Here is a 15,752-nt window from a genome sequence, read left to right on the forward strand (position 1 = left end):
ATGGAATCCAAGATGCAAGATACAACCTTCTGGTGGCGCGGTGGCGTCATCTACCAGATCTACCCGCGCAGCTTTCTAGACAGCAACGGCGACGGCATCGGCGATCTGCCGGGCATCACCGACAAGCTCGACTATGTGGCGTCGCTGGGCGTCGACGGCATCTGGCTGTCGCCCTTCTTTACTTCGCCGATGCTCGACTTCGGCTACGACATCAGCGACTACCGCGATGTCGACCCGATGTTCGGCACCCTCGAGGACTTCAAGACGCTGCTCGAGCGCGCCCATGCACTGGGCCTCAAGGTGATGATCGACCAGGTGATCAGTCACACCTCCGATCAGCATCCCTGGTTCCAGGAGAGCCGTCAGGATCGCACCAATGACAAGGCGGACTGGTTCGTGTGGGCCGACCCCAAGCCCGATGGCACGCCACCGAACAACTGGCTGTCGATCTTCGGCGGCTCGGCCTGGACCTTCGATTCACGCCGCCAGCAGTACTACCTGCACAACTTCCTGGAAAGCCAGCCGGACGTGAACTTCCACAACCCGCAGGCGCGTCAGGCCCAGCTCGACAACATGCGCTTCTGGCTCGAGCTCGGCGTCGACGGCTTTCGTCTCGACACGGTCAACTTCTACTTCCACGACCTCGAGCTGCGTGACAACCCGCCGGTACCGGCGGGCGAGGCCAAGACCCTGGGAGCGCCGGCCACCAACCCCTACACCTGGCAGCGCCACGTCTATGACCTGAGCCGCCCGGAGAATCTGGATTTCCTCAAGGACCTGCGCGCCCTGATGGACGAGTTCCCCGGCACCACCACGGTTGGCGAGATCGGCGACGACAACCCGCTCGCGCGCATGGCCGAGTACACCGCCGGCGGCGACAAGCTGCACATGGCCTACGGCTTCGACCTGCTCAATGCCCCGCATTCGGCCGGCTATATCCGCGAGGTGATCGAACGCTTCCAGCGCCTGGCCGGCGATGCCTGGCCCTGCTGGGCGCTGTCCAACCACGACGTGGTGCGCAGTGCGACCCGCTGGGGCGAAGGCGAAGATCCGGTCGCCTACCCCAAGGTGGCGCTTTCCATGGTGCTGTCGCTGCGCGGCAGCGTCTGTCTCTACCAGGGCGAGGAGCTCGGCCTGCCCGAGGCCGAGGTGCCCTTCGAGCGCATCCAGGACCCCTACGGCAAGGTGCTGTGGCCGGAGTTCAAGGGCCGAGACGGCTGCCGCACGCCGATGCCCTGGACCCAGGGCGAGCAGGGCGGCTTCTCCTCCGTCGAGCCCTGGCTACCGGTGGACGAGCGCCATCTCCCGCTGGCCGTCGCCAACCAGCAGGACGACGCGGACTCGGTGCTGGGCGCCACCCGCGCCATGCTGGCCTTCCGCCGCCGCCACCCGGCACTGATCGACGGCGGCCTGAGCCTGGTCGAGGTCGGCGAGGACCTGCTCGGCTTCATCCGCGAGGCGGGCGGCGAGGGTGACACGGAGAGGGGCGGCGAGCGGCTGCTGTGCGTCTTCAACCTGACCGGCGAGCCTCGCGAAACGCCGCTGCCGGCCACGCTCGGCGAGGGTGCCCGGCTACTCGACGGCCCCGGCTTCCAGGCAAGCCTCGAGTCCTCGCAGCTGGTCCTGCCGGCCTATCAGGCCGCCTTTATATCGCTCGATTAACCCTTTCCAGATGCCGGCGCTCCAGGCGCCGGCAGGGAGTCGCAAGATGGCAAGCGTGAACCTCCAAAAGATCAACAAGGTCTTCGGCAGCACCCACATCATCAAGGATCTCGACCTCGAGGTCGGCGATGGCGAGTTCGTGGTCTTCGTCGGCCCCTCGGGCTGTGGCAAATCGACCCTGCTGCGCCTGATCGCCGGGCTGGAGTCGATCACCGACGGCGAGATGCACTTCGCCAACGACCTGGTCAACGACCTGCCTCCCCGCGAGCGCGGTGTCGGCATGGTCTTCCAGTCCTACGCCCTCTATCCGCACATGACGGTGTACGAGAACATGGCCTTCGGCCTGAAGCTTGCCAAGACCGACAAGCAGAGCATCGAGCAGCGGGTGATGGAAACGGCGCGCATCCTGCAGCTCGAGGAGCTCCTGCACAGAAAGCCCAAGGAACTCTCCGGCGGCCAGCGTCAGCGGGTCGCCATGGGCCGCGCCATGGCCCGCGAGCCGCGGATCCTGCTGTTCGACGAGCCGCTCTCCAACCTGGACGCCTCGCTGCGGGTGCAGATGCGCAACGAGATCGCCCGACTGCACCAGCGCCTGGGCTCGACCATGGTCTACGTCACCCACGACCAGGTAGAAGCCATGACGCTGGCCGACAAGATCGTGGTGCTGCGCGATGGCCGCATCGAACAGGTCGGCAGTCCCCAGACCCTCTATCAGCAGCCCGCCACCAAGTTCGTCGCCGGCTTCATCGGCTCGCCGACCATGAACTTCCTGCCGGCACAGCTCCTTGGCGCTGACGCCGAGACATGTCGGGTCAAGGCCGAGGGCCTCGGTGAGCTGGCCCTGCCCCAGGACGCCAACGGCCAGCCTCGCGGCGCCGACCTGACCCTGGGCGTTCGCCCCGAGCACCTGACCCTGGCCGAACCCCGCGGCGACAACCGCTTCGAGATCGTCAACGTCGAGTACCTGGGCAACGAGGTCTATGTCTATCTCGAGCCCAAGGCCGGCGAGGCGCTGCTGATCCACCGCAGCGAGGCCCCCAGCCAGTGGCAGATCGGCCAGCAGGTGGCACTCGTGCCGGAGCTTGCGCACGTGCACCTGTTCGATGCCGGCGACCGGGCCCTGCCCCTCGCCAAGGCCGCCGCAGCCGCATAAGGGTTCCCAGAAACCTCGACAAATACCTCGACAGAAGCCCGCCCGTCGCTGGCCTCCAGGCCGGCGACGGGCGGTCCTGTTAACCGCTGGCCTGCAACGGTATGATCACGCCGAGATATCATCATCATGGAATCGCCTGTGCCACCTGCCCCTCCCCGCATCACCCTCAAGGACCTGGCCCGGGAGCTCGGCGTGTCCACGGCCAGCGTCTCCAATGCCTTCAATCGCCCCGACCAGCTCTCGCCCAAGCTTCGCGAGCGCATCCTCGGCGAGGCGAGGCGACTCGGCTACTCGGGCCCCGATGCCAAGGCACGCAGCCTGCGCACCGGCCGCTCACGGATCATCGCCGTGGTGCTCGCCGAGACCCTGACCTACAGCCTCAATGATGCCGTGGCCAGCGAGCTGCTGGCCGGCATCGCCGAGGTGCTCGATGCCCATGGCCACACCCTGCTGTTGCTCTCCGGCCGCCAGCATGTCTCCCAGGTCCCCGGCGCCGCCAACATGGCCGACGGCTACATCATCTACGGCCTCATGCCGAGCCCGACGATGCTTGAGGGGCTGCCCGCCCAGCGTCCGATGATCTCGGTCGACTTCGATATCGACGGGCGTCCCAAGGTGCATGTCGACAACGCCCCGGCCTGCCATGCCATCGCGACTCATGCCCTGGCCAAGCCCCCCAGGCGCCCCGGCATCATCAACCTGCGCCTCACCGAAACCGCCTGCAACGGGCCTGTCACCGCCGAGCACACCCTGCTGGCCGCCGATCAGACCATCACCCGGTCCCGGCTGTCCGGCTTCCGCCGTGCCCTCGAGGAGCACGGCTTCGACCCGGCGACGGTGCCGATGTGGAACATCGAGGAGAACACCTTCGAGGTCTGCGCCCCGGTGATCGAGGCGATCCTCGATGCGCCCGACGACGAACGACCCGACCTGCTGCTGTGCATGTCCGACCGCATCGCCCTGACCGTCGTGACGCTCGCCGAGCAACGCGGCCTGCGGGTGCCCGAGGACCTTCGCATCACCGGTTTCGACGGCATCGCCGAGGGCCAGTACCGGGCGCCCCGCCTGACCACCGTGCGTCAGGATAGCGCCGAGAAGGGCCGCATTGCCGCGCGCATGATCCTCGGTCTCAGCCCCCGCGAGGATCGCTTGCTCACCACCGAACTGATCGTGGGCGACACCTGTCCCTGAGCCCCGGCAGTCGCTGAGCCTCGACGATTCCGAGCACCGGCGGCCTGATCGCGACATTGCACGATCTTTCCCCGCTTGCGCCGCGGCGGCATGCCATCATGGCCGTTCGCCACGCCCCGCTCGATCGGAGATTACATGTCCCCCAACGCCTCATCGTCCCCGCGCCATGCCTGGCGGGCCCGCCTGGCCGCCCTTGCCGTCATCGCCGTGGCCCTGGCACTCGCCGGCTACTGGCTGAGCCACCGCCCCCAGGCTCCCAAGCGCATGCCGGCCGCGCGCCCGGTACCCAGCGTCGAGGTCATGACCGTCAGCCGCCAGTCCGAGGCGCCGATGCTGAGCGCCCATGGTCGGGTGCTGGCCGCCCGGGAGACGACCCTGTCGACCTCGATCGGCGGCCGCCTCGAGGCCTTCGCTCCCGAGGTCGAACCCGGACGCCGGGTCGCCAAGGGCCAGTGGCTCGCCCGGCTCGAGGCCACCGACTACGAGCTGGCGCTGCGCGAAGCCCAGGCCAGCCTCGCCAGCGCCGAGGCGGATCTCGCCACCGAGCAGGGCGAGCAGCTTCGCGCCGCCGCGGAGTACAGGAGCTTCGGTCGCGACCTGCCCCCGGCCCGCCGTTCCCTGGTGCTGCGCGAGCCTCAGCTCAAGGCGGCTAACGCCGCCGTGGAAACCGCTCGCGCCCAACGTGACCGGGCCCAGGCCGACCTGGACCGCACCACCGTGACCGCGCCCTTCGATGCCGTGGTGCAGGAGAAGCTGGTCGGCGAGGGCGCGGGGCTCGGCACCTACGCCGACATCCTCAGCCTGGTCGGCATCGACCGCTTCTGGGTGCGCCTCAACCTGCCCCAGGAGACGCTGAGCTGGATCGACACCCATGACGCCGACGGCCAAGGCAGCCGTGTCACCCTCGAGAGCCCTGCCTGGCCGGCCGACCAGACGCGGGAAGGCGAGGTCTGGAGCGTGCTGCCAAGCCTCGAGAACGGCGGCCTGATGACGCAGGTGATGGTCGCGGTAGACGACCCCCTGGCGTTTGAGCGGCCAGACGCCCCGGCGCTGCGCCTGGGTGACCTGCTCGAGGCACGCCTCCATCCCGATCGGGCGCGACCGCTGATCCGCCTGCCGGTCTCGGCCCTGCGCGGCAACCGCCAGGTCTGGGTGCTCGACGAACAGGATCGCCTGCGCATCCGCGACGTCGAGCTGGCCTATCGCGGCGACACCTTCGCCCTCATCGAGGCGGGCCTTGCCGACGGGGCGCGGGTGGTGCTTGGCACCCTCGCCACCCCGGAGGCGGGCATGAGCCTTACGGCCCGGGTCACGGACTCGGGAGACGAGGCCGTCACCGCAGAGCGCTCGGCCGACAATGCCGTGGATGACAGCGTGGCGCGTCAGGGTAGCGAGGAAGGGCGCTCAAGCCCGGCTACCCCGCCCGAGGGCACGGGCACGCCCTCCCGCCAGGAGGACAAGGCATGAGTCAGGCGCCCGACTCCCGCTCCCTGCGTGGCCCCATCGCCTGGATGCGCGACCACGGCGTGGCCGCCAACCTGCTGATGCTGTGCCTGATCCTTGGCGGCCTGTGGACCTCGACCCTGATCAACAAGGAGGTCTTCCCGAGCTTCGAGCTGGAGACGGTCAACGTCTCGGTCAGCTACCCGGGCGCGACGCCCGAAGAGGTCGAACAGAGCCTGCTGCTGGCCATGGAATCGGCGGTGCAGGAGGTCGACGGCATCGACGAGATCACCGCCACCGCCCGGGAGGGCAGTGGCTCGCTGTCCATCGAGCTCCAGGACGGCATCGAGACGATGCGCGCCTACCAGGACATCCAGCAGGCCATCGATGGCCTGACGACCCTGCCCGACGACGCCGAGACGCCGAGCTACTCGTTGAGCGGCCGCTCCCGGGCGGTCGTCGAGCTGATGCTGCACGGCGATAGCGACGACCTGACCCTGCGCAACACAAGCGAGCGGCTGCGCAGCGCCCTGCTGGCGAGCGAGCGCATCACCAAGGTCGAGCTCTCCGGCATCCGGGACCGGCAGGTGCAGGTGACCCTGGACCCGACGGCCCTGCGCCGCTTTGGCCTCAGCCATGACGCCCTGGCGTCCCGGATCGGCAACGAGGCCCTGAACCTCGCCGGCGGCAGCCTCGACACTCGGGACGGCGGGTACATGGTGCGCTACGCGGCGCGCCGCGAGGGCGCCGCCCACTTCGCGCAACTGCCGGTCATGGCGACCCAAGATGGCGGCGTGATCCGCCTCGGTGACATCGCCCGGGTCCGGGACGGCTTCGCGGACAGCGACAGCGAGGTGCTCTACAACGGCCAGCCCGCCATCGGCCTGGACATCTATCAGGTCGGCACCCAGCCGCCCACCGAGCTCTCGGCCGCGACTCGCGAGCTGCTGCCGGCGCTGCGCTCAAGCCTGCCCGAGGGGTTGACCCTGAGCGTCGCCGACGACGACTCGGAGATCTACCAGGACCGCCTGGAGCTGCTGCTCAAGAACGCCTGGCTGGGGCTCGGCCTGGTGCTGGTGCTGCTCGGGCTCTTCCTCGAGGCGCGGCTGGCATTCTGGGTGACCCTCGGCATTCCCACCGCCTTCCTGGGCGCGCTGCTGTTCCTGCCGCTGGTGGATGTCTCGATCAACATGATCTCGATGTTCGCCTTCATCATCGCCCTGGGCATCGTGGTCGACGATGCCATCATCGTCGGCGAGAACATCCATGCCCACCGGGAGCGAGGCGCCAGTGCCCGGGAGGCGGCGATTCTCGGCGCCCGGGAGATCGCCGTGCCGCTGGCCTTCGCGATCCTCTCCAACATCGTCGCCTTCCTGCCGCTGCTGTTCCTGCCCGGCTTCCTAGGCCTGGTGTTCGGCATCATCCCGCTGGTGGTGATCAGCATCTTCATCCTGAGCTGGGTCGAGGCGGTGTTCATCCTGCCCGCCCACCTGAGCCACGAAGGCCGCGCGCCGAACCGCCTGCTGGCCCCGCTGGACCGGCTGCGCCACCGGGTGCAGGGTGGCCTGGATCGCTTCACCCAGGGCCCCTTCCGGGGCCTGCTCGAGCGTAGCCTCGACTACCGTGGCCTGACGGTGGCGCTTTCCCTGGCGCTGTTGATCCTGGCGCTCGGCTGGCTGGCCAGCGGTCGGCTCGGCTTCACCCTGATGCCGCGGGTGGAATCCAACCGCGCCGGGGTCACCGCCAACCTGCCGGCCGGCAGCCCGATCGCCGACGATCGCGCGCTGCGCAGCCAGCTGCTGGCCGCCCTCGAACGGGTGGAGGCCCGCGAGGATGGCCCGACATTGATCGCCAGCAGCGCCACCCTGGAGGCCGACAGCCTCAGCGTGGTGGCCTTCCTCGATACCGAGGTCAAGGACAACTGGTCCACCGGCGAGCTCAGTCGCGCCTGGCGCGAGGAGGTCGGCCCCCTAGCCGGCGCCGCGACCCTGCTGTTCGAGTCCGACGTCGGCGGCCCCGGTCGCGGGGCCGGCCTCACGGTGCGCCTGTCGGCCACCGACAGCGCCTCGCTGGAAAGCGCCGCCGAGCGTCTCGCCGAACGCCTCGCCGATTACCAGCCGCTCTCCGACATCGACAACGGCCTCGATAGTGGCAAGCAGGAGCTGCGCCTGTCGCTGTCCGCCACCGGCCGCGCCCTGGGGCTTGATGGCAGCGATCTGGCCGCCCAGCTGCGCGGTCCCCTGCAGGGCGCCACCGCCCTCAGGCAGCAGCAGGGACGCAGCGAGGTCGAGGTCCGCGTGCTGCTGCCCGAGAGCGACCGCTCGAGCCTCGCCCAACTGGAGAACCTCAGCGTGCTGACCCCGGATGGCGTCACGGTGCCGCTCTCCCGGGTCGCCGAGATCACCACCGACACCGCCGCCTCGACCATCACCCGCATCGACGGACACCGGGTCATCGACGTCACCGCCAATGCCACGCCGCCGACCGCGGTCAGCCAGGTGGTCACCAGCCTGGAGGCCGAGGTCTTCCCGGACCTGCGCGCCGAATGGCCCGGTCTGTCGATCGGCTACGGCGGCCGCCAACAGGAGACCAGCGACAACCTGCAGAGTCTTCAAACCTCGCTGCTGTTCACCCTGGTCGCCCTCTACCTGCTACTAGCGATTCCCTTCCGCAGCTACCTGCAACCGCTTTTGGTGATGGCGGCGATTCCCTTCGGCCTGATCGGCGCGGTCATCGGCCATCAGCTGATGGGCTATGGCCTATCGGTGATCAGCCTGCTCGGCATGCTGGCGCTGTCGGGGATCGTCATCAACGACGCCCTGGTGCTGGTCGACTATGCCAACCGCTGCCGGCGTGCCGGCGCCAGTGCCCGGGAGGCGGTGAGCGCGGCAGCACAGCGTCGCCTGCGGCCGATCCTGCTGACCACCTTGACCACCTTCTTCGGCCTGGCCCCGATGATCTTCGAGACCTCGCGCCAGGCCCGCTTCATGATCCCGATGGCGGTCTCGATCGGCTTCGGGATCCTGTTCGCCACCCTGATCCTGCTGCTGCTGGTGCCCTCGCTCTATCTGCTGATCGAGGATGCCCGCCGGGCTCTGGGCCTGCCCGGACGAGAATCAGGCACGCAGCCCCCGGACAGCCAACGCCTGGAGGCACCATGAGCGACGAAACCCTGCCGACAAAACGCCGCCGCCTGGCCCGCCCGGCCCTCTCGGTGCTGGGCCTCAAGCTGTTTGCGATCATCCTGATCGTCAACGTGGCGATTTCCGGCCTGGTCTTCGTCAGCGTCTCGCGCAGCATCAATGACGGCTTCATCGACTACCTGAAGACCACCCAGGCCGAACTGGTGCACAACCTGGCCGACGCCCTAGGCAACGAATGGGGGCGACAAGGCAACTGGCAGAAGCTGCGCACCGACCCGCGGGCCTGGCGCGCGCTGGTACGTCGCCAGCTGTGGCCGGAGGGCCATCCGCCCCCGGTCGGCATCCAGCGCGACCTGGCCAAGACCCGTGACTTCGTGTTGCATGACGCGGATGGCTTGCCGGTGATCGGCCTGCCACCGCGCCACGATCGCCAACCGGCCCGTCTGGAGTGGATCCCGATCCGCCATGAGGGCCGCCAGGTCGGCACCCTGGGCTATGTGCCCCCGGACCAGCTGCTGGCACAGATGGACAGGCTCTTCCTCGATCAGCAGCAGCGCAACCTGGCCATCATCGTCGCCTCGCTGGTACTGGCCTCGCTGCTGCTGGCCGGCGGCCTGTCCTGGTGGCTCGGGCGGCGCACCCGCGGCATGGCCCTGGCGACGCGGCGCCTCACCGAGGGCGACTATGGCGCCCGCCTCACCGAGCGGGGCCGTGACGAACTCTCGCGCCTGTCCCAGGACTTCAACGTGCTGGCCGAGACGCTGGAGGCCAACCGCGAGTCTCGCCAGCGCTGGGTGTCGGATATCGCCCACGAGCTGCGCACGCCGCTGGCCGTACTGCGCGGCGAGATCGAGGCCATGCAGGATGGCATCCGTCCCCTCGATCAGGACAACCTGACCTCTCTGTCCCAGGAGGTCGGTCAGTTGGAACGCCTGGTCGGCGACCTGCGCTTATTAGCTCAGAGCGATGCCGGCGCCCTGGAAGTGTCGCTGGCCCCGCTGGACCTGGCCGACAGCCTCAAGGGCCGTCTCGAGGATGCCCAGGGCTGGATCGCCGAGCACGGCATCACGCTTGAAAGCGACATCCAGGGTCCCCTGATGATCCGCGGCGATGCCCAGCGACTTCGCCAGCTGTGGAACAACCTGATCGACAACACCCTGGCCTACACCTCGGCGCCAGGACAGCTTCGCATCAGGCTTGGGCAAAAAGACCGGATGGCCCGCCTCACCTGGGAGGACAGCGCGCCCGGCGTGCCCGAGTCGGAGCTGCACCGCCTCACCCAGCGGCTGTATCGGGTCGAAGGCTCGCGCAGCCGCAGGAGCGGCGGCTCGGGCCTCGGGCTCTCCATCGCCGCGGCGCTGATCAGCGCCCATGGCGGCGAGCTCACCGCCTCGCCTTCCCCGCTTGGCGGGTTATGCTGGACCCTCGACTTTCCCCTGATGCCTAATTCTTGATACCTGATTCTTGATATCTACTTCTTGCTACCTAGGCCCCCTAGATACCCCATGGAACCCGCGGAGACATCGGCATGACTGAGGCTTCCCCCGATCGCATCCTGATCGTTGAGGACGAACCCAAGATCGCCCGGCTGATCGGTGACTATCTCGCCGGCAGCGGCTATACGCCCCATCACCTGGATCACGGCGACGAGGTGATGCCCTGGCTCAACAAGCAACAGCCCGACCTGGTGCTGCTCGACCTGATGCTGCCCGGTACCGACGGCCTGGTGCTGTGTCGCCAGATCCGCGATTGCTGGCCGCGGCTGCCGGTGATCATGCTCACCGCCCGGGTCGAGGAGGTCGACCGCCTGCTGGGCCTCGAGCTCGGCGCCGACGACTACATCTGCAAGCCCTTCAGCCCCCGAGAGGTCGTGGCCCGCATCAAGGCGGTGCTGCGACGCAGCCAGGCCCTGCCACAGGACCGGCCCGGAGCCCCCGGAACCCCCGGCGAGCTGGTGCTCAACGAGGACGGCTGGCAGGCGCTGGCCGACGGCCAGGACCTGGCGCTGACCGCCGTCGAGTTCCAGCTACTCAAGGTGATGATGGAGGCGCCCGGGCGCATCTTTTCCCGCGACCAGCTGATGGATCACATGTACCGCGACCACCGCATCGTCTCCGAGCGCACCGTGGATTCCCACATCAAGAAGCTCAGGAAGAAGATCGCCGGCGTCTGGCCCGAGCGGGAGGTGATTCGCTCGATCTACGGCGTCGGCTACAAGTTCGAGCCGGAGCCGATGGGCTGAGGCAAGAGCGGATAAGGTGTACGCCAAGTGCTGCTTTTCGCCTTGATCGCTGCACATTGAGACCACAATCACTAACGATACTGTCATTACCCCGAGCCGATAGCGGTTCGCGGAATGCCAAGAATTCGGACAGGAGTGCTTCCATGCAACGATTCAAACGTCACCTGATCGCCCTTAGCCTGATCTCCGCCATCGCCCTGCCGCTGACCGCCACGGCACAAGAGCCGAACCATCCGCCCAAGGGGGGACATCACGGGGCCATGGAATCCCTCGAGCTGAGCGCCGAGCAACGCGAGGCCCTGCACGAGCTGCGCCAGGCGTTCCGCGAGGAGCGCCAGGCCCTACGCGACGAACAGCGTGCCGCCATCGCCGACATCCTCACCGACGAGCAGCTCGCGACCCTCGACGCCGCCCGCGAGGCACATAAGGATCATCCGCGCGGCGAACACCACCGTGACGGCAAGCGAGGCGAGCATCAGAGAGAGCGCATGGAGGCACTGCTCGGCAGCTGGGACCTGAGCGACGCGGACCTGGCCACCCTTCGCGAGGCGCACCAGGCTCTGAGAGACGGGATGCGCGCCCTGCACGAGCAGGACTTAGACAGCCGCGACGACCGGCGTGCCGCCGTCGAGGTCATCCGCGAGGAACACCGGGCAGCGCTGGCCGAGGTGCTCAACGAGGATCAGCTCCACGCCCTCTCCGTGCTGATGGCACCGCCCCATGACCAGCAGCCCCGTCGCCATCACGGCCATAAGCATCACGAACGTGGCGACCATCACGGCGAGGAGCGCCAGGAAGGCTGATCGCCCGAGCGGGACCCCGCTTCACCCATGACCCCGATTACCCGACGCCCGGCTCCTGCCGGGCGTCGGGCATTTCGCTCCCCGCCTCTCGCCTCCTCGCTCTTCACCAGACTGCCTGCCCCCTCCCCTGGGATGCCTTTACGCTTGCCCGAAGTTCATCGGGTCCACTCGAGACTCGCGTCCTCTCTGACCATGCCCCCAGCAAAACGAGCAGAGAACCAGGAACAGTGAGCAGAGCAGGCTCAGGGCAAGCACAACGGTTGAAGGTCGTTTCAGAAGCCTGTATTTTATTTGCACGATCAATCAATAAAAAACCGTCATGGCAGCCGCCCGTGGCCCATGACGTCGACGTCTCGGCAAGCACCCGGATCCGTTCCCGGTGCGTGATTTCTTCGTTTCTTGTTATTTTATTGATTGGTCGTTCAATCAAAATAAATGCATCACCTTCTTCATCGACATAAGGGAGTCTGCCCACCATGGCGCAAGACATGAAAGCCACCCCACGACGGGATCGTCTCAATCCCGTCGTCTTCCTCGGATCGGCGGCCGGCATCCTGCTGTTCCTGATCTTCACCATGACCTTCACCGAGAAGGCCGGCGCCTTCTTCGATGCGGGTCTGGCATGGATCAACGACACCTTCGGCTGGTACTACATGCTGGCCGCCGTGGCCTACCTGGTCTTCGTGGTGGTGATCGGCTTCTCCCGGGCCGGCTCGATCCGCCTGGGGCCCGACCACTCGCGGCCGGAATTCTCGCTGCTGTCCTGGGCCTCCATGCTGTTCGCCGCCGGCATCGGCATCGACCTGCTGTTCTTCTGCGTGGCCGAGCCGCTGTCGCACTACCTCACGCCGCCCGACATGGCGCCGGAGAGTGCCGCGGCCCTGCGCCAGGCCGTTCCCCAGACCTTCTTCCACTGGGGCCTGACCGGCTGGGGCATGTACGTGCTGATGGGCATGGCACTGGCCTACTTCAGCTATCGTCATCGCCTGCCGCTGGCCATCCGCAGCGCCCTCTACCCGCTGCTCGGTAACCGTATCAACGGCCCGATCGGTAACGCGGTCGATATCACCGCCGTGATCTCCACCGTGTTCGGTATCGCCACCAGCCTCGGCATCGGCGTGATCCAGCTCAACTACGGCCTGACCTTCCTGTTCGATGTACCGGAGAGCCTGACGACTCAGGTCGTGCTGATCGTGCTGGTCGTGATCCTCGCCACCATCTCCGTGGTGACCGGGGTCGAGAAAGGCATCCGCCGCCTCTCCGAGTTCAACATGCTGCTGGCCACCGCGCTGCTGCTGTTCGTGCTCTTCCAGGGCCAGACCCTGCACCTGCTCGACGCCCTGGTAATGAATGCCGGCGACTACCTGAGCGGCTTCCTCGCCAAGAGCTTCGACACCTATGCCTTCGCCGGCGACGATGCCCAGCAGTGGATGGGTTGGTGGACGATCTTCTTCTGGGGCTGGTGGATCGCCTGGACGCCGTTCGTCGGCCTGTTCCTGGCGCGCATTTCCCGTGGCCGCACCATCCGTGAGTTCGTCACCGGTGCCCTGCTGATCCCGCTCGGCTTCATGATGGCCTGGATGTCGATCTTCGGTAACAGCGGCATCGAGATGGTCGCCAACCAGGGCCTGGTCGAACTGGGCAAGGAGGCACTGGCCACCCCGCAGACCACCATCTACACCTTCCTCGAGCAGTACCCGTACATCGGCATCACCGCCTCGGTGGTCACCGTGCTGGGGATCGTGTTCTTCATCACCTCCGCCGATTCCGGCGCCCTAGTACTGGCGAACTTCACCACCATCCTGTCGGACGTGAACCATGATGCGCCGATCCGCCTGCGTATCTTCTGGTCCGCGGTAATCGGCCTGATCACCATCGCCCTGCTGATGGCCGGCGGCCTCAACGCCCTGCAGAGTGCCGTGGTGATCACCGCCCTGCCCTTCTCGCTGGTGATCTTCGCCATCATGGCCGGCCTGACCCGCGCCCTGCGCCTGGAGACGCACAAGGCCGATGCCCGCCAGCAGGTTGCCGGTGGCACCCACCAGGGCGACTGGCGCGAGCGCCTCGACCGGGCACTGGATACCGCCAACCGGGCCGGCACCGCGGCAACCATCGAGCACGCCATCCGCCCGGCACTGACCCAGCTCGCCGAGGAGCTAAAGGGCCGTGGCCAGGCCGCCCACGTCAGCGAGACCCAGGTCGAGGGTGAACCGCTGCCGCGCCTGACCCTGCAGGTCGACCTCGAGGAGGCGCCAAGCTTCGTCTACGAGGTGCGCTCCCAGCGTCTGCCCACCCCGAGCTTCCTCCAGGTGGATGACGACTACTACCTGCGCCTGGACGTCTACCTGGCCGAAGGGGCCCTGGGCCAGGATCTCAACGGCTGCACCCGCAACCAGGTGATGCATGACGTGCTCGCCGAGTACGAGCGCCACCTGCAGTTCCTGAGCACGGCCGGGGAAGCCGGTGCCGTGCCGGCGATGCCGGGCTCGGTCGGCGACATGGAGACCATGCCCAGCGCCAACTAAGGCATCAGGAAAAGTAAGGCGCCAAGAAAAGTAAGGCATGATCCGCCGGGGCCTTGAGTCATGAACCTCGAGCCCCGGCACGCCAAACGGCGACTCCACGGAGTCGCCGTTTTTTTGTGACTTCCCGCCCGGTAGACCAGGTAGTAGTCGACCCCGGCCGACAGCCAGGGCTCGAAGGGAGCGACCAGACGCCCCGCCCCGAGCGGGGTACGACGCACTCGGTGGGAGATCACCATACAAAAAGATGATCATCGAGACGCAAATTCCCGCCAAGCGCTATGTTACTCCCCAGATAAAATGGTCCATACTCTTCATAACACGCGAACATGGGGCTGATACTCGGCCCAGAGGATGAAGGATCATGCAGCAGGACTTTGCGACTAGCGTGTCGGCCGAGGCACTGACCGAAGTACCGGTATCTGCGCTGCGCATCGGGATGTACGTGGCCGATCTGGATCGCCCCTGGCTCGAGACGCCCTTCCTGCTCGAGGGGCTGCTGATCACCACGGAGGCAGAGCTCGAGACGCTCAGGCGTCACTGTCGACGGGTCTACGTTTCGGTGGAACGCTCCGCCCAGGACGTCAAGGGCGCAGCCTCGCCCGTGCCTGGCGCATTCCGCGCGCCGGCTGGCTTTCGCCACCCCATGGAACGGGAACTGCCTCGCGCCCGCCGGGACTACGTCGAGGCCAAGCAACTGGTCACCCGGCTGCTGTCGGACCAGCAGAACTGGCATCGCAACATGCCCCAGGTCAAGGAGACGATCCAGCACTTCGCAAAATCCATCATCGCCAACCCCAATGCCCTGATGTGGCTGACCCGCATCAAGCACAAGAACGAGTACACCGCCGAGCATTGCCTGAACGTCGGCGTACTGGCGATGATCTTCGCCCAACACCTCGGCTACCCTCAGGCCAGGATCGAGGAGCTCGGTCTCGCCGGCATGCTGCATGACGTCGGCAAGATGCGGGTCGATCCCGCCATCCTCGAGAAGCCGGGCAAGCTGACGGCACAGGAGTATCAGCAGGTCAAGGCGCATGTGCTGGAAGGCTATGCCATGCTGGCCGAGGACCCCACTCTTTCGGACGAAGTGAAGACCGCCAGCCGGGACCATCACGAGCGCATCAACGGCGAAGGCTACCCTTACGGCAAGACCGGGAACGAGCTCGGCCAGGCCGCCAAGATCATCGCCATCATCGATGCCTACGATGCCATCACCAGCGAGCGGGTCTACAGCGAGGCCCGCCCCCCCGACGAGGCCCTGCGCATCCTCTATCAGGCGCGCAACCAGCACTTCGACGAAGCCCTGGTCGTAAGCTTCATCGAATGCATCGGCATCTACCCCCCCGGCGCCATCGTCGAACTCAACAATGGCATGATCGGCATCGTGATCTCCAAGGAGCCAGGGCAGCGCCTGCGGCCTCGTATCCGGATCCTGCTCGACGAGCACAAAACGCCGATTGCCGAGATGACGGTCGACCTGTCTCGGGAGGAGCTGCCGGACGACTCGCCCCTCAAGATCCGTCGCGTGCTACCGCCCGGCAGTCATGGCATCTCGATGGAAACCGTGATGCGGCTATTGCTCTGATGCCG

General features: G+C 67.0%; 10 protein-coding genes. All 10 read left to right on the plus strand.

Annotated elements, in window-relative coordinates; genetic code table 11:
* The first annotated feature begins 12 nt into the window (after positions 1-12).
* The 10 genes from IEJ03_RS11210 (at position 13) to IEJ03_RS11255 (ending at position 15,747) form a co-directional block, all read left to right on the plus strand.
* A complete protein-coding gene (locus IEJ03_RS11210; RefSeq protein ID WP_192034942.1) occupies positions 13-1,662 on the plus strand; it encodes an alpha-glucosidase in 1,650 nt (549 codons plus the stop codon).
* A 46-nt stretch (positions 1,663-1,708) separates the two neighbouring features.
* On the plus strand, positions 1,709-2,815 hold the full coding sequence (gene ugpC, locus IEJ03_RS11215) for a sn-glycerol-3-phosphate ABC transporter ATP-binding protein UgpC (protein ID WP_192034943.1): 1,107 nt from the start codon (positions 1,709-1,711) through the stop codon (positions 2,813-2,815).
* A gap of 138 nt (positions 2,816-2,953) precedes the next feature.
* The gene (locus IEJ03_RS11220) at positions 2,954-4,006 is read left to right on the plus strand and encodes a LacI family DNA-binding transcriptional regulator (RefSeq protein WP_242457945.1); all 1,053 of its coding nucleotides are present in this window, start codon (positions 2,954-2,956) and stop codon (positions 4,004-4,006) included.
* A gap of 135 nt (positions 4,007-4,141) precedes the next feature.
* Positions 4,142-5,473 (plus strand): efflux RND transporter periplasmic adaptor subunit, encoded by a 1,332-nt coding sequence (locus IEJ03_RS11225; RefSeq protein WP_192034945.1) that lies wholly within the window; start codon positions 4,142-4,144, stop codon positions 5,471-5,473.
* Positions 5,470-8,610 carry an efflux RND transporter permease subunit gene (locus tag IEJ03_RS11230; protein WP_192034946.1) on the plus strand — a complete coding sequence of 1,047 codons (3,141 nt, stop codon included), beginning with the start codon at positions 5,470-5,472 and terminating at the stop codon, positions 8,608-8,610. The genes IEJ03_RS11225 and IEJ03_RS11230 overlap by 4 nt, the downstream gene beginning before the upstream one ends.
* A complete protein-coding gene (locus IEJ03_RS11235) occupies positions 8,607-10,046 on the plus strand; it encodes an ATP-binding protein (protein ID WP_192034947.1) in 1,440 nt (479 codons plus the stop codon). Before IEJ03_RS11230 ends, IEJ03_RS11235 begins: the two co-directional genes overlap by 4 nt.
* A 74-nt stretch (positions 10,047-10,120) precedes the next feature.
* Positions 10,121-10,834, plus strand: a complete 714-nt coding sequence (locus tag IEJ03_RS11240; RefSeq protein WP_192034948.1) for a response regulator — start codon at positions 10,121-10,123, stop codon at positions 10,832-10,834.
* A gap of 143 nt (positions 10,835-10,977) precedes the next feature.
* Positions 10,978-11,637, plus strand: coding sequence for a hypothetical protein (locus IEJ03_RS11245; RefSeq protein WP_192034949.1), 660 nt, complete (start codon positions 10,978-10,980; stop codon positions 11,635-11,637).
* 476 nt (positions 11,638-12,113) lie between these two features.
* Entirely contained in the window at positions 12,114-14,162 is a 2,049-nt protein-coding gene (gene betT, locus IEJ03_RS11250) for a choline BCCT transporter BetT (RefSeq protein WP_192034950.1), read from the plus strand.
* Positions 14,163-14,523: 361 nt separating this feature from the next.
* Positions 14,524-15,747 carry an HD-GYP domain-containing protein gene (locus IEJ03_RS11255; protein WP_192034951.1) on the plus strand — a complete coding sequence of 408 codons (1,224 nt, stop codon included), beginning with the start codon at positions 14,524-14,526 and terminating at the stop codon, positions 15,745-15,747.
* Positions 15,748-15,752: the final 5 nt, after the last annotated feature.

The organism is Halomonas sp. YLGW01, from assembly GCF_014840935.1.
Classification (GTDB): Bacteria; Pseudomonadota; Gammaproteobacteria; order Pseudomonadales; family Halomonadaceae; genus Onishia.

Coding starts and splice junctions, on each gene's coding strand:
- IEJ03_RS11210 (WP_192034942.1), top strand. CDS start 13: ATGCAAGATACAACCTTCTGGTGGCGCGGTGGCGTCATCTACCAGATC.
- ugpC (WP_192034943.1), top strand. CDS start 1,709: ATGGCAAGCGTGAACCTCCAAAAGATCAACAAGGTCTTCGGCAGCACC.
- IEJ03_RS11225 (WP_192034945.1), top strand. CDS start 4,142: ATGTCCCCCAACGCCTCATCGTCCCCGCGCCATGCCTGGCGGGCCCGC.
- IEJ03_RS11230 (WP_192034946.1), top strand. CDS start 5,470: ATGAGTCAGGCGCCCGACTCCCGCTCCCTGCGTGGCCCCATCGCCTGG.
- IEJ03_RS11235 (WP_192034947.1), top strand. CDS start 8,607: ATGAGCGACGAAACCCTGCCGACAAAACGCCGCCGCCTGGCCCGCCCG.
- IEJ03_RS11240 (WP_192034948.1), top strand. CDS start 10,121: ATGACTGAGGCTTCCCCCGATCGCATCCTGATCGTTGAGGACGAACCC.
- IEJ03_RS11245 (WP_192034949.1), top strand. CDS start 10,978: ATGCAACGATTCAAACGTCACCTGATCGCCCTTAGCCTGATCTCCGCC.
- betT (WP_192034950.1), top strand. CDS start 12,114: ATGGCGCAAGACATGAAAGCCACCCCACGACGGGATCGTCTCAATCCC.
- IEJ03_RS11255 (WP_192034951.1), top strand. CDS start 14,524: ATGCAGCAGGACTTTGCGACTAGCGTGTCGGCCGAGGCACTGACCGAA.